The sequence below is a fragment of the Streptomyces sp. NBC_01320 genome (genome assembly GCF_035974375.1).
Taxonomy (GTDB): Bacteria; Actinomycetota; Actinomycetes; order Streptomycetales; family Streptomycetaceae; genus Streptomyces; species Streptomyces yanii.
Map to the genome: position 1 here is coordinate 7525140 of NZ_CP108390.1, position 21159 is coordinate 7546298.

12 protein-coding genes are annotated in these 21159 nt (G+C 71.4%); 8 read left to right on the plus strand and 4 right to left on the minus strand.

All coding sequences use genetic code 11. The annotated features are described in order from the left end of the window. Window positions 1-137: 137 nt before the first annotated feature. Entirely contained in the window at window positions 138-3269 is a 3132-nt protein-coding gene (locus OG395_RS34195; protein ID WP_327246366.1) for a phosphocholine-specific phospholipase C, read from the minus strand. A gap of 145 nt (window positions 3270-3414) precedes the next feature. Between OG395_RS34195 and OG395_RS34200 the strand changes: the two genes are divergently transcribed. From OG395_RS34200 to OG395_RS34235, 8 genes are all read left to right on the plus strand, one after another. Further along, the gene (locus tag OG395_RS34200) at window positions 3415-5100 is read left to right on the plus strand and encodes a hypothetical protein (protein ID WP_327246367.1); all 1686 of its coding nucleotides are present in this window, start codon (window positions 3415-3417) and stop codon (window positions 5098-5100) included. A gap of 124 nt (window positions 5101-5224) precedes the next feature. Further along, window positions 5225-6007, plus strand: coding sequence for a TIGR03936 family radical SAM-associated protein (locus OG395_RS34205; RefSeq protein WP_327246368.1), 783 nt, complete (start codon window positions 5225-5227; stop codon window positions 6005-6007). A gap of 233 nt (window positions 6008-6240) precedes the next feature. Next, window positions 6241-10368 (plus strand): Rne/Rng family ribonuclease, encoded by a 4128-nt coding sequence (locus tag OG395_RS34210; RefSeq protein ID WP_327246369.1) that lies wholly within the window; start codon window positions 6241-6243, stop codon window positions 10366-10368. 365 nt (window positions 10369-10733) lie between these two features. Then, entirely contained in the window at window positions 10734-11852 is a 1119-nt protein-coding gene (locus OG395_RS34215) for a DegT/DnrJ/EryC1/StrS family aminotransferase (protein WP_327246370.1), read from the plus strand. Then, entirely contained in the window at window positions 11849-12868 is a 1020-nt protein-coding gene (locus OG395_RS34220; protein ID WP_327246371.1) for a Gfo/Idh/MocA family protein, read from the plus strand. The genes OG395_RS34215 and OG395_RS34220 overlap by 4 nt, the downstream gene beginning before the upstream one ends. Continuing rightward, window positions 12858-14435, plus strand: coding sequence for a glycosyltransferase family 4 protein (locus tag OG395_RS34225; RefSeq protein ID WP_327246372.1), 1578 nt, complete (start codon window positions 12858-12860; stop codon window positions 14433-14435). Before OG395_RS34220 ends, OG395_RS34225 begins: the two co-directional genes overlap by 11 nt. Further along, on the plus strand, window positions 14432-16075 hold the full coding sequence (locus tag OG395_RS34230) for a glycosyltransferase family 2 protein (RefSeq protein WP_327246373.1): 1644 nt from the start codon (window positions 14432-14434) through the stop codon (window positions 16073-16075). Before OG395_RS34225 ends, OG395_RS34230 begins: the two co-directional genes overlap by 4 nt. A gap of 4 nt (window positions 16076-16079) precedes the next feature. After that, a complete protein-coding gene (locus OG395_RS34235) occupies window positions 16080-17363 on the plus strand; it encodes a nucleotide sugar dehydrogenase (protein WP_327246374.1) in 1284 nt (427 codons plus the stop codon). A gap of 72 nt (window positions 17364-17435) precedes the next feature. Here OG395_RS34235 and OG395_RS34240 read toward each other — a convergent pair whose 3' ends face one another. From OG395_RS34240 to OG395_RS34250, 3 genes are read right to left on the minus strand one after another with little or no spacing between them, the layout of a single operon-like run. Continuing rightward, the gene (locus OG395_RS34240) at window positions 17436-18050 is read right to left on the minus strand and encodes an acyltransferase (protein ID WP_327246375.1); all 615 of its coding nucleotides are present in this window, start codon (window positions 18048-18050) and stop codon (window positions 17436-17438) included. 43 nt (window positions 18051-18093) lie between these two features. Beyond that, on the minus strand, window positions 18094-19647 hold the full coding sequence (locus tag OG395_RS34245) for a glycosyltransferase family 4 protein (protein WP_327246376.1): 1554 nt from the start codon (window positions 19645-19647) through the stop codon (window positions 18094-18096). Then, a complete protein-coding gene (locus OG395_RS34250; protein ID WP_327246377.1) occupies window positions 19622-20899 on the minus strand; it encodes a hypothetical protein in 1278 nt (425 codons plus the stop codon). The genes OG395_RS34245 and OG395_RS34250 overlap by 26 nt, the downstream gene beginning before the upstream one ends. Between the last annotated feature and the right edge of the window lie 260 nt (window positions 20900-21159).

A 21159-nucleotide genomic window follows, 5' to 3' on the forward strand; every position in this document is an offset into this window, starting at 1 on the left:
GAGCAGGCTCCTCGTCCTGCGCGACATACGGCACTCCCCGCTTGCTTCTCCCACCCCCATGTGCCGGTCGGTCTGACTTCCTGACGGATGGTGAGCGGCCGGGACGCCTTTGACGGTGTCCCGGCCTCTCCGCCGTGTCAGGCCGTGATCGGCTTGCTGTCCACGCGTACGTGGTCGATCGCCCAGTACCAGTTGTTGCCCGCGTCGTACATGCGGAACTTCAGGGTGACGGTTTTCGCGTTCGCCGGGACCGGGAGTTCCTTCGTCACGAAGGTGTTCTCGGCGTCACTGCCCGCGTTGTCGTTGCCCGTCGCGTCGGCGCTGTAGTACAGCAGCCGCATCTCCTCGCCCGTGTCGAAGACCGCCGTGACGGCCGCCTTCTGCGGGGCCTCCTGTCGGTAGTGCGAGTCGAAGGCGACGTACAGCTTCGACGTGCCGGACGGGACCGTGACAGCGGGGGAGACCAGGGTCGAGTCGAACGTGCCCTTCGCCGACGGCGATCCGGTGTCGTCCCAGTCGTCCGGGTCTGCCACCGCGATCACACCGAGCGCGCGGCCGAAGCCGCCCCGGTCCTGGCCCGCCGGGGACCACGCCCGCTTGGTGTGGAACGTCCAGCCCTGGAGGCGGGCGGTGCCCTGCGGCATGCCGGCCGCGTTCACCACGGACCAGCTCTTCGGGGCCTTCGCTGTCCAGCCGACGACGCCCGAGACAGGCTGCAGCGCGTCCGCGACCGACTCGAAGTCCTCGCCGAGCAGGTGGCCCGCCATCGACGGGGCGGTGCGTGCCGAAACCTCGCCGTCGGCCAGGACGAACCGCTCGCCCGAGCGGGCCCGCGCCGTCACGAGCAGCCGGTACGCGGCCGCGCCGGAGAGCGCGTCGGGCACCTGGACCTCCCACTCGGCGGTCGCCGACGCGCCGGCCACGAGCGAGGCGGGCGGCGCCGAAACCGCCTTCACCGCCCAGCCCCTGGGCACGACCGGGTGCGCCTCGATCGCGGACACCGCGGCCGTCGCATCGAACCGGGCGCGGATGCGGGCGGCTTTTCCGGGCACCAGGATCGCCTCGTCGATGGTGGCGGACGCGGCCTCCAGGGACACCGTGACGCCGAGGGCGTCGGGCAGCCCCATCGCGGGGTCGGTGACGCCTTCGAGTCGGCCGGGGACGCGGCCCGCGTAGCGGCGCAGGAAGCCGGGCTCGTCCTGGACGGTGACCGCGAGGTCGTACCAGCCCTCGCGCGGCACACGGACCTCGACGGTGCGGCTGCCGCCCGCGCCGACGCGGATCTCACGGGTGCCGCCGCCGTAGGCGAGGTCGCCGACGAGGAATGTGCGGGCGGTGCGGGCGCGGTTGGCCAGCTCGACCCCGGCGCCCTTGCCGTCGTCCGCGAGGTCCAGGTGCGCCTCGTATGTGCCGGCCGCGTCGCCGCGCAGGTGCCACAGGGCGCCGTTCGGGCCGTGGACACGCAGGTCGTAGCCGTTGTCACCGGGGTTCCGGACGTCGGACAGCTTGGTCTTCGGGCTCAGCGTGTAGTGCTTGGGCGCGACGCCGGGCTCCGGGTAGACGGAGAGGACGGCGCCCTGGCGGCCGTGGTTGGCGAGGTCGAGCGTCAGCTCGCCGTTGCGGACACGGGGCGTGACCCGCAGGTCGTAGGGGGTGGGGCGGGCAGTGCGGCTGCCGCGCTGCTGCTCGGGGAAGTGCTGTGGCTTGGGCACGGTGGGCGCGGGCAGCTTGCCGGTGTCGGTGACCTTCTGGCGGTTGCCGCTGGTGTCGGGCAGTTCGGGCCACGAGGGGTTCTTGCCGGAGAAGTCGAACACATCGGTCAGGTCGCCGGTGACCTCGCGACGCCAGGCGCTGATGTTGGGCTCGCGTACCCCGAAGCGCTTCTCCAGGAACCGGATGACGGAGGTGTGGTCGCACACCGTCGACGCCACGGCGCCGCCCCGCGTCCACGGCGAGACGACGATCATCGGCACGCGCATACCGAGGCCCAGCGGGAAGGGCCCCGCGGTCTTCGTCTCCCCGGCGGGCAGCGTGTCGGACCAGGTCAGCGACCCGTCGTCGGCCTTCACGCGGTACTGGCCCCGCTGGTTGACGGGCCGGAAGAAGGACGATCCCCCCTTGCTGACCCGGACCACGACCTCGCCGTCCGGCGTCACGGTCGACCTGCCGCGGCCCTCGGCGACCGGTGGCACGGGCGGGAGCAGGTGGTCGTAGAAGCCGCCGTGCTCGTCGTAGTTGAGGATGAACGCGGTCTTGGCGAAGACCTCGGGGTTGTCGGCGAGCGCGGACAGCAGGCGGGCCGTCAGGTCCTCACCGTGCGGGGGCGCGTAGCTGGCGTGCTCGGAGAGGGCGGCCGGCGCGATGAGCCAGGACACCTGTGGCAGTGCGTCGTTCTTCACGTCGTCGGCGAACTCTTCGACGAGGGCGTCACCCATGGCCCAGGGGTCGCCCTTCTGTGCCGGATTGCCGACCCGCTTCATGCCCCGTTCGTACAGGGAATCGCCCGGCTTGGCGGCCCGGAAGGTGTTGAACCAGGCGAGGGCGTTGTCGTCGAAGTTCTCCTGCGCCTGGTACGTCTTCCAGCTGACGCCGGCCGCCTCCAGGCGCTCTGCGTACGTCGTCCATTCGAAGCCGGGCTCCTGGTTGTCGACGACGGCGATGTCGCGCACCGTGCCGCCGCTGGTGCCCGTCATCAGGTGCTCGCGGTTGGGGTTGGTGCTGGTCTCGGTCGAGCAGTAGTAGTGGTCGCAGACGGTGAAGACCGAAGCGAGCGCGTGGTAGAAGGGCATGTCGGCGGGCTCGTAGTAGCCCTGGCCGAGCCAGCCGCTGCCGCGCCGGGTGACGTAGCCGTCGGCTATGCCGTTGTTGCGGGCGTTCATCGAGTCGCTGAACCCGAAGGCGGCGGCGCCCTGCTGGTAGGCGCTGGTGTGCGCGGCGTTCATCGCGAACGGCGCGAGCCAGCCCTCCGGGCGGGACGGGTCGGGCTGGTGGAACACGGGCCTGCCGTTGATCCCGCGCACCGCGGCCCGGTCACCGAAGCCGCGGATGCCCTGCATCGTGCCGAAGTAGTGGTCGAACGACCGGTTCTCCTGCATGAACACCACGACGTGCTGGATGTCCTTCAGTGTGCCCGGCCTGCCGGGCGTGGCGAGGGCGGTGCGGAGGCTCAGCGGCAGTGCGGCGAGCACACCGGCGGCCGCGGCGCCGCCGATGAGCGTGCGGCGGGAGAGTTCGGGGCTGCGCTCGGGGTGCTGCGAGCTCGGGCTCATCGGGGGTGTCCTCCAAATGTCCTTCGGCAAGGGCCTGTTTGGCCCAGACCCGTTATGAATACGAGATGAAAATGACCGTGGCCAGAGGGGCGCATGAAGTTCCCATGGCGCGGATCCGTACGGGGCCCCCGGCGTCCGAGAAGGTATGGACTGGGAGAAGCACTCGACGCCCGCGGAGCGTGCGGTCGATGAACGGCCGCCCGAGGGCTGCCTCGTGGCCGCGATCCGTATCCCGGTGCGCATCGTCGTCCTGGTTCTCGTCGTCCCGGTCCGCCTGGTCTGGGACGCGCTGGCCGTCGGCGGCCGCCTCGCCTGGGAAAGGGGCCTCCTGCCCCTGGCGCGTGGGGCCGGCCTGCTGTTGCGTGCGGTGTTCGTGGCGCCGGTGGTGTGGCTCTGGGCACGCGTACTCGCCCCGGCCGCGCGGGCCGTCGGAGCCGCGCTGACGTGGACCGGCAAGGCGCTGTTCGTGTGGCCGTGGGTGGCGCTGTGGCGCTACGTGCTGGCGCCGGTGGGACGCGGGGTGAGGGTCGTCGCGCTGTGGGTGTGGTGGACGGGCGTCGTGGCACCGGTCGCCTGGTGGTACCGGCACGTGATGACACCGATCGGCCGTGGGCTCGGGTGGCTGACGGGGGTTGTCGGGGCGGGGCTCGCCGACGTGGGGCGCGGGATCACCTGGATGGCCTCCGGCGTCCGGTTCGGGTTCGTCTCGGCGGGGCGCGGGATCGCGTGGCTGGGCGGGGTGGTGTGGGCCGGGCTCGCGTCCGCCCGGCGCGGCCTGCGCGCGGGCGGCGGCTGGCTGCTCCGGGCGCTGTTCGTCCGGCCGTGGGTGTGGCTGTACACGCGAGCGCTAGTGCCGCTGGGTCACGGGATCGCCTGGCTGGCACGGGGATTGGCGAAGGCCGGGCGCGGTCTGACGGCGGGTCTCGTCGCCCTGCTGCGCGCCTGCGTCGTCGTTCCGGCGGTGTGGTTCTACGCACACGCCCTGACCCCGCTCGGAGGCGGCGTCACCCTCCTCGCGAGGGGCACGGCGACCGCCGTCGTCTGGCTGTCCAAGGCTCTGTTCGTCCGGCCGTGGGTCTGGCTCCACCGGCATGCTCTCGTGCCCCTCGGGAGCGCAACTTCCCTATTTTGCAAGGTGCTTGGCGCCCAACTCGCCGTTGTCGCGCGAACGCTCGGCACCGGTCTGGCATGGCTGAGCAAGGCCCTCTTCGTGTGGCCGTGGGTGGCGCTGTGGCGGCACGCGGTGGCCCCGGCGGGACGCGGGCTCGCGTGGCTCGGGCGGGGCATATGGGCTGGGGTCACCTTGCTCGGGCGCGGGCTCCGGACCGTACCGTCCACCCTCGTGCGGTGGATCTTCGTCGTGCCCGCCGTCGCCGTGTGGCGCTGGGGGCTCGTGCCCCTCGGGCGGGCGCTCGTCGTCCTCGCACGGGAGGCCGGCGACGCGCTCGGGCACGCGTGGCGGGTGGCCGGGCACGTGTCCCGGGCCGTCGGACGGTTCCTCGGGCGGCTCCTGCGGTGGATCTTCGTGGACCCGGTGCGCTGGGCGTACCGCTCCGTGTGCACCCCGCTGGGCCACGTCGTACGGGACTCCGTATGGCGCCCGGCGGCCCGGGCAGCAAAGGATGCGGGCCGCACGGCGCGTCAGGCCGTCGAGGGGGCGCGCGAGACCGTGCGGCAGGCTCGCCGCGACGCATGGCGCGCACTGGTCGGCGGGGGCCCGGTCCCCGAGCCCCGGGAACCGGTAGGCCGCCTTGCGCGTACTCTGGGTAGTACAACGACTGTGCCCAGCGCGGCGCCCGAACCCGAGATCTCCCTGCACAAGCAGGGGTGAGCCGGACCGGACACCCCCGGGCCACCCCGTATTTCGAGGGCGGCGTGCCACCGCGTCCGTTCCGCACCGAGGAGAAGAACCACTGGGCAAGCGACAGCCCGAAGGCCCGCCGCCCGCACCGGCGGTGCAGCGCATCCGACTGCGCTACACCAAGCGCGGCCGCCTCCGGTTCACCAGCCACCGCGACTTCCAGCGCGCGTTCGAGCGGGCGCTGCGCCGCGCCGAGGTGCCCATGGCCTACTCGGCGGGCTTCACCCCGCACCCCAAGGTTTCGTACGCCAATGCCGCACCCACCGGCACGGGCAGCGAGGCCGAGTTCCTGGAGATCGCCCTCACCGAGCCGCGGGACCCCGACACGTTGCGCGCACTGCTCGACGAGTCGCTCCCGGACGGTCTTGACATCACCGACGCCGTGGAGGCCCGCACCTCGGGTCTCGCCGACCGGCTGACCGCCTCCGTGTGGGAGATGCGGCTCGACGGGGTCCCCTTCGAGGACGCCGAGAAGGCCGTCGCCGGATTCCTCGGCGCCGAGACCGTCGAGGTCCAGCGCCGTACGAAGAACGGCATGCGGACCTTCGACGCCCGCGCGGCCGTCGCCGGTCTCGAGGCCGTCGATCCCGGCGCTGATAGGCCCGGGGACAAGGCCTGTGCGATACTGCGGCTGGTTGTTCGGCACGTGACACCTGCCGTGCGACCTGACGACGTCCTGTCCGGTCTCCGCGTTGTGGCCGACCTGGCGCCGCCGGTCCCCGCAGCGGTGACCAGGCTGGCGCAGGGGCTCTTCGACGAGGAGTCCGGCACGGTGACCGACCCGCTCGCGCCCGACCGCGAGGCATCCCCGGCCGCGCAATCCACGGCCACCGGGACCGCCGCCGCGACGGTGCCGGAAGGTGCAGGTTCCGCGTAAGGCCGGTCGTTGTAGCGCAGCCCTCGGGCTCGGGAGCCACCTGGGCCGGGCCGCGCGCTGACCCATAAGACTTTCGCCAGGCCGTGCGTACATCGCGGACGGAACCGGCGAGCCAGACATTCAGCTCCCGTGCGGCGCCCGCGCCCCGGACGGCGGTACCGCGTTTCTCATGCGGACCGTGCCGGACCGGAATCAGGCGTGGCGCCCGGGAGCGTGACGGGAGAACCGCCCGCATGCTCGAACCGATCGAACCCGGTACGACCGGGAACGCCGAAGAGAACAACGCCCCCGGCGACAAGCTGCCGCCGCGCCGTAGGCGCCGCGCGGCGTCCCGCCCGGCAGGCCCGCCGTCGGCGGGTGCCAAGGGCGCGGAAGCCGCCGAGGCAGTCGCGCCGGCCATACCGGCCATTGACGCCGAAGCGGCCGACACCGTTGCCGCCGAGGCGGAGGCCGCGCCGCCGGCGCGTACTCGCCGCCGCGCGGTCCGCAAGGCGACCGCCCCCGCGGGTGCCCCGCAGGCCGCCGAGGTCGTCGAGCCCGTCGAGGTCGTCGAGGTGCAGGAGCCTGCCGAAGCCGCTGCTCCCGCCGAGGCCGCCGAGGCGCCGCGTGCGCGTCGTCGGGCGACCCGCAAGGCGACCGCTCCCGCGGGTGCGCCCAAGGCCGAGGAGACCCCCGAGGCTGCTGCGCCCGCCGAGGCCGCAGAGCCCACTGAAGAGCCCACTGAGGCCGCTCCGGCGCCGCGTGCGCGTCGTCGGGCGACGCGCAAGGCCACTGCTCCGGCAGGCGCCCCGCAGGCCGCCGAGGCCGCTGAGATCGTCGAGGCGGCGCCGGTCGTCGAGACCGCCGCTCCGATCGAGGCACCTGTCGCCGAGCCCGTCGAGGCCGCCGCCCCGCGTGGCCGTACCCGCCGCCGGGCCTCCGCTCCGGCGGGTGCCCCGCAGCCCGTGTCGGGCGACACCACGAGCGCCGAGATCGTCGAGCCCGTGGCGGCCGCGGAGGCCGTACAGGTCACCGAGACCGCAGAAGCTGCCGAGCCGGCCGCCCCGCGCGGCCGTCGTCGGGCCTCCCGCAAGGCCACCTCGCCCGCGGGTGCCCCGCAGGCCGCCGAGATCGTCGAGCCCGTGGCGCCGGTGGAGGCCGAGACCGAGGCCGCCGAGGAGCCGGTCGCCGAGCCGGAGGAGGAGACCGAGGCCGCCGCGCCGCGTGGCCGTACCCGCCGCAGGGCCACCGCCCCCGCAGGCCGGCCGGAATTCACCGGCGAGGTCGAGGAGCCCGCCGGCAAGAGCCGTCGGGCGACGCGTCCCGCCGTGGCCGTCTTCCAGGCGCCGGTCTTCGCCGAGCCGATGTTCCAGACCCCGGAGACCGCCGCTGCCGCCGCCGCGGCCGCCGGTCCGGCCTCGCACTACGACGAGACCGAGGAAGAGATCGAGACGGCCGAGGAGACTCCGTCGGCCGAAGAGGCGGCCCCGGCCGCCGAGGTCGCACCGCAGGGCGGTGCCCGGCGCCGTCGCCGCCGCCGCGGCGAGGTCGTCGAGACCGAGCCGGTCGCCGACCGGGCGCCCGCCCCTGCCGCCCCGGTGGAGGAGCACGCCGAGGACGAGTTCGAGGCGGAGGCCGAGGGCGAAGCCGAGCACGAGGGCGAGGAGTCGGACGAGTACGGGGACCGTCCTTCGCGCCGTCGCCGTCGCGGTGGCCGTCGCCGCCGCCGCGGTGAGCCCAGCGAGTCGGACGAAGCCGCGGAGCAGCAGGCCGACGAGCACGCCGCCGACACGTCCGAGGACGAGCACGAGCGTGGTCACGAGGCCGACGAGGAGGAGGAAGAGGACCACGAGCTGTCCGCTTCCGGCTCCAGCAGCAGCCGTCGCCGGCGTCGTCGCCGTCGTCGCAGCGGTGACGCCTCGCCCGAGGCCGAAGCCGGTACCGACGACCCGGAGCGTACGGTCGTCAAGGTCCGTGAGCCCCGGAAGAAGGAAGCCGAGCGCGAGCCCGGCACCGGCTTCGACGAGGTCCAGTCCATCAAGGGCTCGACCCGTATGGAGGCGAAGAAGCAGCGTCGCCGCGAGGGCCGTGAGCAGGGCCGTCGCCGCGTTCCGATCATCACCGAGGCGGAGTTCCTGGCCCGCCGTGAGGCCGTCGATCGCGTGATGGTCGTCCGCCAGAACGGCGACCGCACCCAGATCGGTGTCCTCGAGGACAATGTGCTCGTCGAGCACTACGTCAACAAGGAGCAGGCCACCAGCTACGTCGGCAACGTCTACCTGGGCAAGGTGCAGAACGTACTGCCGTCCATGGAGGCCGCCTTCGTCGACATCGGCAAGGGGCGCAACGCCGTCCTGTACGCCGGTGAGGTGAACTTCGAGGCGCTCGGCATGGCCCACGGGCCGCGCCGGATCGAGACCGCGCTGAAGTCCGGCCAGTCCGTCCTCGTCCAGGTGACGAAGGACCCGATCGGCCACAAGGGTGCCCGCCTGACCAGTCAGGTCTCGCTGCCCGGCCGCTACCTGGTCTATGTGCCCGAGGGCTCCATGACCGGCATCAGCCGCAAGCTGCCCGACACCGAGCGCGCCCGGCTGAAGACCATTCTCAAGAAGATCGTCCCCGAGGACGCGGGCGTCATCGTCCGTACCGCGGCCGAGGGCGCGAGCGAGGACGAGCTGCGCCGTGATGTCGAGCGGCTGCAGCAGCAGTGGGAGGACATCCAGAAGAAGTCGAAGAGCAACGGCAGCGCCAACGCGCCGACGCTGCTCTACGGCGAGCCGGACATGACCGTCAGGGTCGTCCGCGACATCTTCAACGAGGACTTCTCGAAGGTCATCGTCAGTGGTGACGACGCGTGGCAGACCATCCACGGTTACGTCGGGCATGTCGCCCCCGACCTGACGGACCGGTTGTCGAGGTGGACCTCCGAGGTCGACATCTTCGCGACGTACCGGATCGACGAGCAGCTGATGAAGGCGCTGGACCGGAAGGTCTGGCTGCCCAGCGGCGGTTCGCTGGTGATCGACAAGACCGAGGCGATGGTCGTCGTCGACGTCAACACCGGCAAGTTCACCGGTCAGGGCGGCAACCTCGAGGAGACCGTCACCAGGAACAACCTGGAGGCGGCCGAGGAGATCGTGCGTCAGCTGCGGCTGCGCGACCTCGGTGGCATCGTCGTCATCGACTTCATCGACATGGTCCTGGAGTCCAACCGGGACCTGGTGCTGCGGCGTCTGCTGGAGTGCCTGGGTCGCGACCGTACGAAGCACCAGGTAGCCGAGGTCACCTCGCTGGGCCTGGTCCAGATGACCCGCAAGCGGGTGGGCCAGGGGCTGCTGGAGTCGTTCTCCGAAACCTGCGTCCACTGCAATGGGCGCGGCGTGATCGTGCACATGGAGCAGCCGAGCTCGATCGGTGGCGGCGGCAACGGCAAGCGGGCCAAGAAGCGCGGCCGCGGTGGTGCCGGTGAGCAGCCCGAGCACGAGCACCTCGTCGACCACGAGCATGTCGAGGCGGAGGTGGAGACCGAGGCCGAGGTGGCTGCGGAGGTCGCAGCCCCGCTGGCGCTCGCCGAGCCGGAGTTCGTACCGGACGAGGAGCTGTACAGCAGCCCGGCCGAGGCCGAGGCGGCTGCCTCGCGCGGCCGTGGCCGCCGGCGTGCGACCCGTAAGGCATCGGCCCCGGCCGGCGCCCCGAAGTCCGCACCCGCGCCCGCTCCGGTCGTGGAGCCGGAGCCGGCCGCCGAGGTCCAAGCGGTCGTCGAGCCCGAGCCGGTTGCCGAGCCCGAGCCGGTCGTCGAGGTCCCGGTGGCTGTCGAGGCCCCCGTGGCCGAGGCGCCGCAGGGCCGTACGCGCCGTCGGGCGACCCGCAAGGCGACTGCTCCGGCGGGATCGCCGGCCCCGGCCGAGCAGGTCGCGCCGGTCGAAGCGCCGCTGTCCGTCGCGGACGTGGTGGCCGAGGCCCCGGTTGCCGAGGCGCCGCAGCCGGAGGCCGCACCGGAGGAGGTGGCCGCTCCGGCCGCCCCGCCGCGTGCCCGGCGCCGGGTGACCCGCAAGGTCACCGCCCCCGCGGGACCGCCCGCGGGTGCGGACGGCGCCGAGGTCGTCGTGGTGACCGGCTCCACCGAGCCGAAGCCCGACGGGGAGCCGGTCGCCGCCGCAGTCGAGGCAACACAGGCCGCGGAAGCCGCGGAGACCGAGGCCCCGGCGAAGAAGACGGCGCGCAAGACCGTCAAGAAGGCGACGGCCAAGAAGGCGGTCGCCAAGAAGACGGCTGCCAAGAAGACCGCCGCGAAGAAGACGACGGCCAAGAAGGCGGCGAAGAAGACGGTTGCCGCGGAGCAGTCGTCGCCGACGGTGGTCTCGGCCGACACCGAGGGCTGATCCGACGGTCAGGAGTGAACGACGAGGTGCGGCCCTCCCGTGGGAGGGCCGCACCTCGTCGTTCGGGCGGCCCTTTCTTTACCCTTAACCTCGATGAAACCCGCTGTGAAAAGCCTGATAATGTGACGCGGCCGTGCCGGGGGAGGTCTTCCCGGAAAGGAACTGCTCCCGGCGGTGGCCTGGCCCAGCCAGGGCGAAACGGCCGTTCATTCCCTGTGTGAAACAATTCCGTAGGGAATGCCAGATTTGTCCGTAATGTATTGGTACGCCATCGGTTATGTGCCGGGCGTAGGAGTCCCCCCGGACATCCGCACGTCTCAAAGCCCTCGCCGATCAAGCTCTTGTGCTGTTCAAGGAGGATGCCCATGTCGAGCGACACCCGGGGACCTGTCCCCGCTGCCCGGCCGGTGATCGGTGAGGAAGAGATCGAAGCGGTGGTGCGCGTACTGCGCAGCGGTCGCGTGGTCCAGGGACCGGAGGTGGCCGCCTTCGAGGAGGGCTTCTCGGAGCTGGTCGACGGACGCCACTGCGTCGCCGTCAACTCCGGCACCTCCGCGCTGCACCTCCTGCTGCTCGCTCTGGGCATCGGCCCCGGCGACGAGGTCATCGTCCCGTCGTTCTCCTTCGCCGCCTCGGCCAACGCGGTCCGTCTGACCGGGGCCGACGTCGTCTTCGCCGACATCGAGCCCGGGAGCTTCGGTCTGGACCCGGCCGCCGTCGAGGCCGCCATCACCCCCCGCACCGCCGCGATCATGCCCGTTCACCTCTACGGGCACCCGGCGGCGATGGACGCGCTGATGGCGATCGCGACGAAGCACGGCCTCGCCGTCGTCGAGGACGCCTGCCAGGCACACGCCGCTGCCCTGAACGGCACGCCCGTCGGCGCCTTCGGATCCGGCGGCACGTTCAGCTTCTACCCGACCAAGAACATGCACTCTCTCGAAGGCGGCATGATCACCACCGCCGACGCCGAGATTGCCCGGACCCTCCGGCTGCTGCGCAATCAGGGCATGGAGCAGAGGTATGCCAACGAGATCGTCGGCGCCAACATGCGGATGACGGACGTCTCGGCCGCCGTCGGCCGCGTACAGCTCGGAAAGGTGCTCGGCTGGACCGAGCAGCGCCGCGCCAACGCCGCCTACCTCGACCGGCACATCACCGCGGGCAATGTGACGGTCCCGCCCGTTGCCGAAGGTGCACGCCACGTTTACCACCAGTACACCGTCCGGGTGCATGGTGACCGGGACGCCGCCATGGCCAGACTGAACGAGGCGGGTATCGGCAACGCCGTGTACTACCCGACTCCGATCCACCGGCTGAAGCCGTACTGGGAGCCCGACCAGAAGGCCGGCCGCAACTGGGATCTTCCGGAGACCGAGCGCGCCGCCGCCGAGGTCGTCTCACTGCCCGTACATCCTTCGCTCTCGCCGGAGGACCTGGACCGTATTGTCGCGGCCGTGAACTCGCTGGGAGAGATGCAGTGACTGCAGGACTGAGAGCCGGGCTGATCGGTCTCGGTTCGATGGGCCGCCACCACGCGCGCGTGCTGGCCGGCCTGGAGAACGTGACGCTGGTCGGCGTCGTCGACCCGATGGGCGACAAGAACGGATGGGCCCAGGGCGCTCCGGTGCTGTCCACCGTCGAGGAACTGATCGAGCTCGGCATCGACTACGCCGTGGTGGCCTGCCCCACCGCGCTGCACGAGGAAGTCGGCCTGAAGCTCGCCGAGGCCGGCGTCTGCGCCCTGATCGAGAAGCCGGTCGCCGACACGGTCGAGGGGGCCCGCCGTCTGGTCGAGGCCTTCGAGTCCCGTGGTCTGGTCGCGGGCGTCGGGCACATCGAGCGCTGCAACCCGGCCCTGCGCTCCCTGCGTACCCGTCTGGAGGCGGGCGAGCTGGGCGAGGTCTTCCAGGTGGTCACCCGTCGGCAGGGCCCGTTCCCGCACCGCATCGCCGACGTCGGCGTCGTCAAGGACCTCGCCACGCACGACATCGACCTGACCGGCTGGGTGACGGGCCAGAGCTATGTCTCGGTCGCGGCCCACACCGTCCACAAGAGCGGCCGGCCGCACGAGGACATGGTCTCCGTCGCCGGTCTGCTCAGCGACGGCAGCATGGCCAACCACCTCGTCAACTGGCTGAGCCCGCTCAAGGAGCGCTTCACCTCCGTCACCGGCGAGCGCGGCACCTTCATCGCCGACACCCTCACCGCCGACCTGACCTTCCACTCGAACGCCGCCGTGGCCACCGAGTGGGAGGCGCTCCAGGCCTTCCGTGGAGTCTCCGAGGGCGACATGATCCGGTACGCCATACCGAAGCGCGAACCGCTGCTGGTCGAGCACGAGCTCTTCCGCGACGCGGTGCTCGGCGTCTCGCAGGACATCTGCACGCTGCGGGAGGGGCTTCGTACGGTCGAGGTCGCCGCCGCAGTACTGGAATCCGCACGCAGCGGACTCACCGTCACCACCTCCACGGGAGAGATGGCCGCTCATGGCGTCTGAGAACAACCCGGCACCGCGGACCGGAACCCGCGGTCGGATCGTCATGCTGGTCGACAACGGCGTGAACGGGGACTCGCGGGTCCAGAAGGAAGCGCGTTCGGCCGCCGAGGCGGGCTGGGACGTGACCCTGCTCGGCAAGTCGCCCGGCAAGTCGGAGCAGCACTGGATGATCGGCGACGCCAAGGTCCGGCTGCTCAAGGTGCCGGGCCCGATGCAGCGGCGCCGGCACGAGTACCGGCGTGCTCCGCTGCGCGCGCCGCTGGCCTACCGCCCGGGGCCGCTCGCTGCCTACCGCAAGCAGAAGATGAAGGCATGGCGCGCCGATCTCAACGTCCGTGCGATCGAGGCGGCGGCCAAGGGCTCGGCGGTGTCCAAAGTGACGCTGCTCCCCGAGCGGGCCAGCGCCAAGGTGGTCAGCCGCTGGGTCGGTCTGCGGGTGCGCCGGACCTTTGCGCTGGAGCAGCGGCGCAAGCGGATGGACGCGCCGCTCGACCGTTTCACCACGGCGTTCTGGCAGCGCATGATGGGGGAGCGGGCCTGGCGTCGGCTCGACCCGTATCTGCTCGACCTCGACCTTGCCTACGGCAAGGTGATCGACGATCTGAAGCCCGATCTGATCCACGCCAATGACTTCCGCATGCTCGGGGTCGGCGCGCGAGCCACGCTGCGGGCGCGGGCCGCGAAGCGCGACGTCAAGCTGGTCTGGGACGCGCACGAGTTCCTGCCGGGCATCAAGCCGTGGGATCCGCACCCGCGGTGGCATGTCGCGCAGTGCCTGCACGAGCTGGCGTACTCCAAGTACGCCGACGCCGTGACGACCGTCTCCGCGACGCTCGCGGACATGCTGGTCGAGCGGCACGGACTGGCCACGACGCCCACGGTCGTGCTGAACGCACCGGACGCGGAGATCTCGCCGGAGCAGGCCGCGGAGCCGGTACCGGATCTGCGCGAACTGTGCGGGATCGGGCCGGACGTTCCGCTGTCCGTCTACAGCGGCGCCGCGGCTCCGCAGCGCGGCCTCGACATCATGGTCGAGTCGCTGCCGCACCTGCCCGAACTGCACGTGGCGTTCATCGTGCTGCGGCCGAAGTCGCCGTACATGACCGAGCTGGCGCAGCGCGCCGAGGAGCTCGGAGTGGCCGACCGGGTACACATCCTTCCGTACGTTCCGCACTACCAGGTCGTGCCCTTCCTGGGGACGGCGGACTTCGGCGTCATCCCGATCCACCACTGGCCGAACCACGAGATCGCTCTGATCACCAAGTTCTTCGAGTACTCGCACGCGCGGCTGCCGCTCGTGGTGAGCGATGTGAAGACCATGGGCGAGATGGCCGCCAAGACAGGTCAGGGCGAGGTCTTCAAGGCCGACGACGTCCAGGACTACATCCGCGCCGTGAAGGCGGTGCTCGCGGAACCGAAGAAGTACCGGGACGTGTACGACGAACCGGGACTGCTCGACCAGTGGACCTGGGAGGCCCAGGCGGAGGCGCTCGACCAGGTGTACACGAAGCTGCTTCCCGCACGTCCGCGGACATCCGTCGACAGAGCTGTCGAGGTGACCGTGTGACCGGTAGGACCGATGTTCCTGATGTGACGGTCGTCGTGGCCGTGTACAACACCATGCCCTACCTCACCGAGTGCCTCAACTCACTCGTAGGGCAGTCCATCGGTACGGACCGCCTTGAGGTCGTGGCGGTCGACGACGGCTCGACGGACGACAGCGGCGCCGAACTCGACCGGTTCGCCGAGCGCTACCCGGACGTCGTCAAGGTGGTCCACCAGCCCAACTCCGGTGGCCCGGCGGCGCCGAGCAACCGCGCGCTGGAGCTGGCCACCGGCCGGTACGTCTACTTCATCGGTTCCGACGACTACCTCGGCGAGGAAGCGCTGGAGCGGATGGTCGCCTGCGCCGACCGGAACGAGTCGGACGTCGTGGTCGGCAAGATGGTCGGCACCAACGGCCGGTATGTGCGCCAGTCCCTCTACAAGGCCAACGATCCGGACGTCAGCCTCTACGGGCCGGAACTGCCGTTCGCCCTGGCCAACACCAAGCTCTTCCGCCGCGAGCTCGTGGAGAAGCACAAGCTGCGCTTCCCGGAGGACCTGGCGGTCGGCAGCGACCAGCCGTTCACCATCGAGGCCTGCTACCGCGCCCGCAAGATATCGGTGGTCGCCGACTACACCTGCTACTACGCGGTGAAGCGCGGCGACGCCAGCAACATCACGTACCGCGCCGATCACCTGGCGCGGCTGCGCTGCACCGCGGCGATCATGGATCATGCGGCCGGGCTGATCGAGGCCGGGCCGAACCGGGACGCCGTCTTCAAGCGCCACTTCACCTGGGAGCTGTCCAAGCTCATCCAGGGCGACTTCCCGGCGCTCGACGCGGAGACCCGGCGCGAGGTCTGCGCGGGCATCGCACGGCTGGCGAACAGCTACCTGACGGACGAGCTGAGCGACTCGCTGCCCGTCAAGCTGCGGGCCAGGCTCCGGCTGGCCCAGAGCGGCGCCACGGGCACACTCTGCCGTGCCATCACCGAAGAGGCCGAGCAGGGCGCGCCGCCGTTCCACCTGGAGGACGGCCGCGCCTTCGCGCGGTACCCCGGCTTCCGCGACGCCGGTACGGAGCTTCCGGACCGCTGCTTCGAGCTGGTCGGCGAGCGCGTCCCTGGACGGCTCGCGAACAAGACCGAGCTGATCGAGTCCGGCTGGGCTCAGGAGGGCGACGAACTGTCCTTCACCGCCACGATACGGATCGGTGTCGTCGGTGACACCGGCTCCGCCGTCCTGCGCCTCGCCGAAGGCGCCATGCCCGGCAGCGCCGACAAGGCGCGCGCCCAGCGGCTGCCCGATGACAAGCAACTGCCGTCCGCGCCGGGTGAGTTCCTCCGGGAGCTTGCGGCCGACGGCAACGCCACGCTGCTGTATGCCCGTATCCCGCTGGAGCCGCGCAGCTCCAAGCGCGGGGTGCGTGTCTACATCGACGTGGCCGGATCGACGTACGAGATCCCGGTGCGGGCCGACGGCCGTCCGATGCCGCTGACGCGGCAGTGGCGCAGCGGGGAGGAGCCGTACCGGGCCTCGGTACGTCCCAACAGCAAGGGGCGCGTGGTGGTCGGCACCCGCCCGCTCCACCCGCCCAAGGCAACGTTGGCCTCGCGGCTGCGATCTCGGCTGAGCGGCGCCAAGTTCTCCAAGAGAAAGTAACCCCATGAACATCTGTGTAGTAGCCCTCGGCAAGATCGGCCTTCCCCTGGCCGTGCAGTTCGCCGCCAAGGGCCACCGGGTGATCGGCGCCGATGTCAACGAGAAGGTCGTCGGGCTGGTCAACGCCGCGGCCGAGCCGTTCCCCGGTGAGCACGACCTCGACGTCAAGCTCAAGGAGACCGTCGCGGCAGGTCTGTTGACCGCGACGACGGACACCACCGCCGCGGTCGCGGAGTCCGACGCCGTCGTGGTCGTCGTGCCGCTGTTCGTGGATGCCGAAGGCACCCCGGACTTCGGCTGGATGGACTCCGCGACGCGGGCGATCGCCGCCGGACTGAAGCCCGGCACACTCGTCAGCTACGAGACCACGCTGCCGGTCGGGACCACGCGCACCCGCTGGGCGCCCATGCTCGAAGCGGGGTCGGGGCTCAAGGCCGGCGACGACTTCCACCTGGTGTTCTCTCCGGAGCGGGTGCTCACCGGCCGGGTCTTCGCCGACCTGCGCCGCTATCCGAAGCTGGTCGGAGGCATCGACGAGGCGTCGACCGCGCACGGCGTGGAGTTCTACGAGTCGGTCCTCGACTTCGACGACCGTACGGACCTGCCGCGGCCCAACGGCGTCTGGGACCTGGGTACTTCGGAGGCCTCCGAACTCGCCAAGCTCGCCGAGACCACCTACCGTGACGTCAACATCGGCCTGGCGAACCAGTTCGCCCGGTTCGCCGACCAGCAGAACATCGACGTCCTGAAGGTCATCGAGGCCTGCAACTCGCAGCCGTACAGCCACATCCACCAGCCGGGGATCGCCGTCGGTGGCCACTGCATTCCGATCTACCCGCGGATGTACCTGTGGAACGACCCCTCGGCGACTGTGGTGCGTTCGGCGCGTGAGGCCAACGCGGCCATGCCCGAGTACGCGGTCGATCTGCTTGCCGCTGCCTACGGCGACCTGGACGGGGTGGGCGTGCTGGTGTTGGGCGCGGCCTACCGCGGCGGTGTGAAGGAGACGGCCTTCTCCGGCGTCTTCCCGACCGTCGAGGCGCTGAAGGCGCGTGGTGCGGTGCCGTTCGTCTCGGACCCGATGTACACGGCCGAGGAGCTGACCGCGCACGGTCTCGTCCCGCACGAGGGCCAGACCGTCACCGCCGCGATCCTCCAGGCCGACCATGCCGAGTACCGCGAGCTGGCCGCCGCCGATCTCCCGGACGTCCGCGTCCTGGTCGACGGCCGTCGTACGACGGACCCGGCCCGCTGGGAGGGCGTCCGCCGCGTCGTCATCGGCGGCTGACCACCGCACGCGCACGAGGGGCCCCGGCCGACCAGGTCGACCGGGGCCCCTCGTGCGTTCTCTTCGGCGGACCTACGACGCTGCGGGTCCGGCCTCGACGAGCGTGGACTCACCGGTCTCGCGGTAGCGCGCACCGGTCTGCGGGCACTCCCACACCCCGGGCTCGTCCGCGGACTCCACCAGCTTCACACCGGCGCGGCCGACCCAGCCGACCTGCCGGGCCGGAACACCGACGACGAGAGCGAAGTCGGGCACGTCCTTGGTCACCACGGCGCCGGCCGCCACCATGGCCCAGCGGCCGATCCGGACCGGCGCCACCGCGACGGAGCGCGCGCCCAGCGAAGCGCCCTCGGCGATCTTCACGCCGACGGCCTCCCAGTCACCGCCGCGCTTCTGCTTGCCGTCCGGGTCGACCGAACGCGGGTTGTGGTCGTTGGTGAGCACCACCGCCGGGCCGATGAAAACCCCGTCGGCGAGTTCGGCCGGCTCGTACACCAGCGCATAGTTCTGGATCTTGACGTTGTCGCCGATCCGGACGCCCGTACCGACGTATGCGCCGCGGCCGACCACGCAGCCCTCGCCGAGCCGGGCCTGCTCACGGATCTGGGCGAGTTCCCAGACACTGCTGCCTGCCCCGATCTCGGCGGTCTCGTCGACCTGGGCGGTGGGCTGGACCCTGTAATTCACGATGTGTCTGCCTCTCGGAGTACGTGCTCGACCGGGAGCTTACTTACCGCTCCGCGCCCAGCAGCAGCCGGTCGAAGCCGCGCTTCACCGTCTCCCAGTCCCACGCCGCCAGCGCGTGCTCGGAGGCCTCGTGGCCGGCCTTGCGCCAGGCCTCCTCGTCGGAGGTGAGGGCGAGGATCCGCTCGGCGGCCTCGGCGGGCGTCGTGATGACCCAGGCGTCAGGGAACAGCGTCCGGGGACCGTGCGGCCGGCCCGCGAAGAACGGCCAGTCCCGCACCACCGGCACCGCACCGCTCGCAGCGCCCTCCACGAGTCCGAGATGCCAGCTCTCGCGCAGCGAAGTGCTGAGTATCGTGCCGATCTCCGCGAGGACGGCGGGTACGTCCTCGGTCGGTCCCAGCAGGCGTATCGCCCCGGCCGCCTGAAGCGGTGCCAGGGCCTCGGACAGAGCATCGTGGTATCGGCGGACGGCGGGGCTCGCGTCCGGTGCCGGCAGGGCTCCGACGAGATGGAGGGTGTACCGCGTATCGCGGCGCCGCAGGAGCCGGAGCACCTCAAGGGCCCAGAGGGGGTCCTTGGCCACCTGCCCGACCCCGACGAGCCCGAGTGCGAAACGGGCCTCGGGCGGCTTGGGCCGGGTGAACCGGGGCAGCGAGACGGCGTTGTCGATCACATGGATCCGCGGACCGTCGGGCTCCGTGAGACCCGGCACGGCCTCGACGGCCAGGTCCCGCAGATGCTCGCTGACGAACACCACGTCGTCGACCCGTGAGAAGCCGGTCAGCTGGGGCCAGTGGCTGAACGCCTCGTAACTGTGCAGCCGTACGACGATCCGCGTCGTGCCCGGATCGACCAGGGTGAAGAACGCCGCGGCGGCCGTCGACCAGTCGATGAATACGACGTCGGCCCAGTCGAGGTGGGGGCGCAGCACCGCCTCGGCCTGCCGTCCGTACTCCGCGCCAGCGCCCAGTGCGAGCGCGGCCATCCGGCCCATTTTGTTGGCCAGGGGGGCGAGTGCGGGGTCGGCGGAGGTGTCCAGGATGCGGGTCTCGACGCCGGTGGTCTGCGCGAAGTGGCCGGTGATCACCGGAAGGAAGTTGTCGTTGCCGCTGTGGGCGAAGAGGATCCGCACCGGCCGGTCGGTGGGCGGTGCGACGGCCTGCTCGGCGCGGGTGCGCGAGGAGCGCATGGCCCTCAGCGTGCGGCTGCGGCGCAGTGGCGCGGTGAACCCGCCCGGGTCGGCGGCCAGCGGTGACGCGTAGCCGTCGAAGTGCGCGGCGCGGTGGAAGGCCAGCTGCAGTGCCCTCGTGCACGAAGCGGCGGCCTCCTTCTTCCGGCCCGCCTTCAGGTCCGCGTCCGCGCAGGCCAGCTCGGCTCCGTACGCCTGGACGAGATGGCGTGGGACCAGACCCCGGGACAGCTGCGTGTCGGCCGCCGCGCCGAGCAGGTCCGCCTTGAGCCTGCGGTCACGGACTCGGTGGGCGGTGATGCCCAGGACGCGCTCGGCCAGGAACGGCCGGTCGGTGCGGGCCATGCGCGCGGTCGCCCGGCGGGCGACCTTGGCCAGGAATTCATCGGGGATCTGTGGTGTCGACACGTTGTGGCTCCACGGTTGAGTCAGGAACTCGGACCGTACGGCCTATCGGGGACCGGCGAAAGTCCTGAACGCCTTCTGCGATCAAGGCAATCCCCAGTGTCACCGGAACCCACATGAGGACTCCGAGCCGATCCGCCTCCTGGACCAGCGGATGAGCCGCGACCTGAGCGGCGCCGGTCAGTGCCACCGCACACGCGAGCGGGCCGAGGACGCCGCCGCGACGGATCAGCACCCAGAGCGAGACCACCGCGGCCACCAGGAAGAACGGCATCGCGGCCTGCTCTGCGAACCAGTGACCCCAGTACCGCAGATTGAGGTCGGTCAGCCGGGCCCACGGGTCGGGTATCTCCGGCGAGCGGAAATGGCGCGTGAAGGTGTCCTGGAGGGTGACCTCGGAGGACGGCAGGCCGAGCAGCTTCATGGCCAGCGCCACGGCGGCGGCGCATCCGGTGGCCGCACCGGCAAGGAGGAGATCGTGCCGGGAGCGGCGGAAGAGCCAGGAAGCGAGCGCGGCGGCCGCGATCAGGGCCGCCAGCAACAGAGCCGTCGAGTAGCGCGTCACCGCGCACACGGCAAGGGCGCCGGTGAACAGCGCCGCACCGGACAGCCGCCTGCCGCGTGCCATCAGGACGCCACCCCACACCGCCCCGAGCGCACAGACCGTGACCAGGCCCTCGCTCAGTGCCTGCAGGCTCCACCAGCCGAGTGGTGAGACAAGAAACGCGATCTGCCCGACGACGGCCGGTAGGCGGCCGAGACCGGCGCTCCGCAGCAGTCCGCGCACCATCAGTGAACCGGCGAGGGCCAGTACGAGGCCCAGGGCGCGCATCCCGTCCAGCACGCCGAGAGCGCCGACGAAAGGAGCGGCGAGCATCGGATACCCGGGCCGGGACGAGAAGATCGACTGGTAGCGGTCGTCCGCCGTGGTGATGTCGGTGGCGTCGGACCACCGGGTCAGGCAGGCGGCGGAGGCCGATGCCCCGGCGTCGGTCGCGTCGGCGGAACCGGCCAGCGGATCCAGGGACCTCGTCTCCGCGGCCGCGTCGGCGCGACTCGTGCAGAACGCCTTGAGCGCGGTCCGGTGTGCCTCCTCGCGCGTGGCGCCGAGCTGCTGCTCCGCGGCGCGTGCGTAACGGTACGAGTCCGGGAAAAGGGTCCACGAGGAACCGGCGGTCAGCTGCGCCAGCGCGTAAACGGCACAGACCAGGAGGGGCAACAGCCAGGTGCGGCCGAGCAGGGCGGATCGCAGCATCTACGGCCTCGGGAGTACAGAGAGTGATCAAAACTGACAAACTAGCACGGCACCGACCCGGTGCTTCGGCCGGTGTGGAGGCTCCGCGGAGCCCTGGGACGACCCGGCGGAAGACGGTCGACAGTTCCGAGGGTCCCGGTTTGACCCACCAGTGTGCGGCCCCGTAGCCTTGCACCTCGGCGTGTTTCCATGCGCGCCCACCCCTGAGCACATCCCTCGTGACGGATCCGTCCGTCAGGAGAGGCCGCTCATCCTTCCGG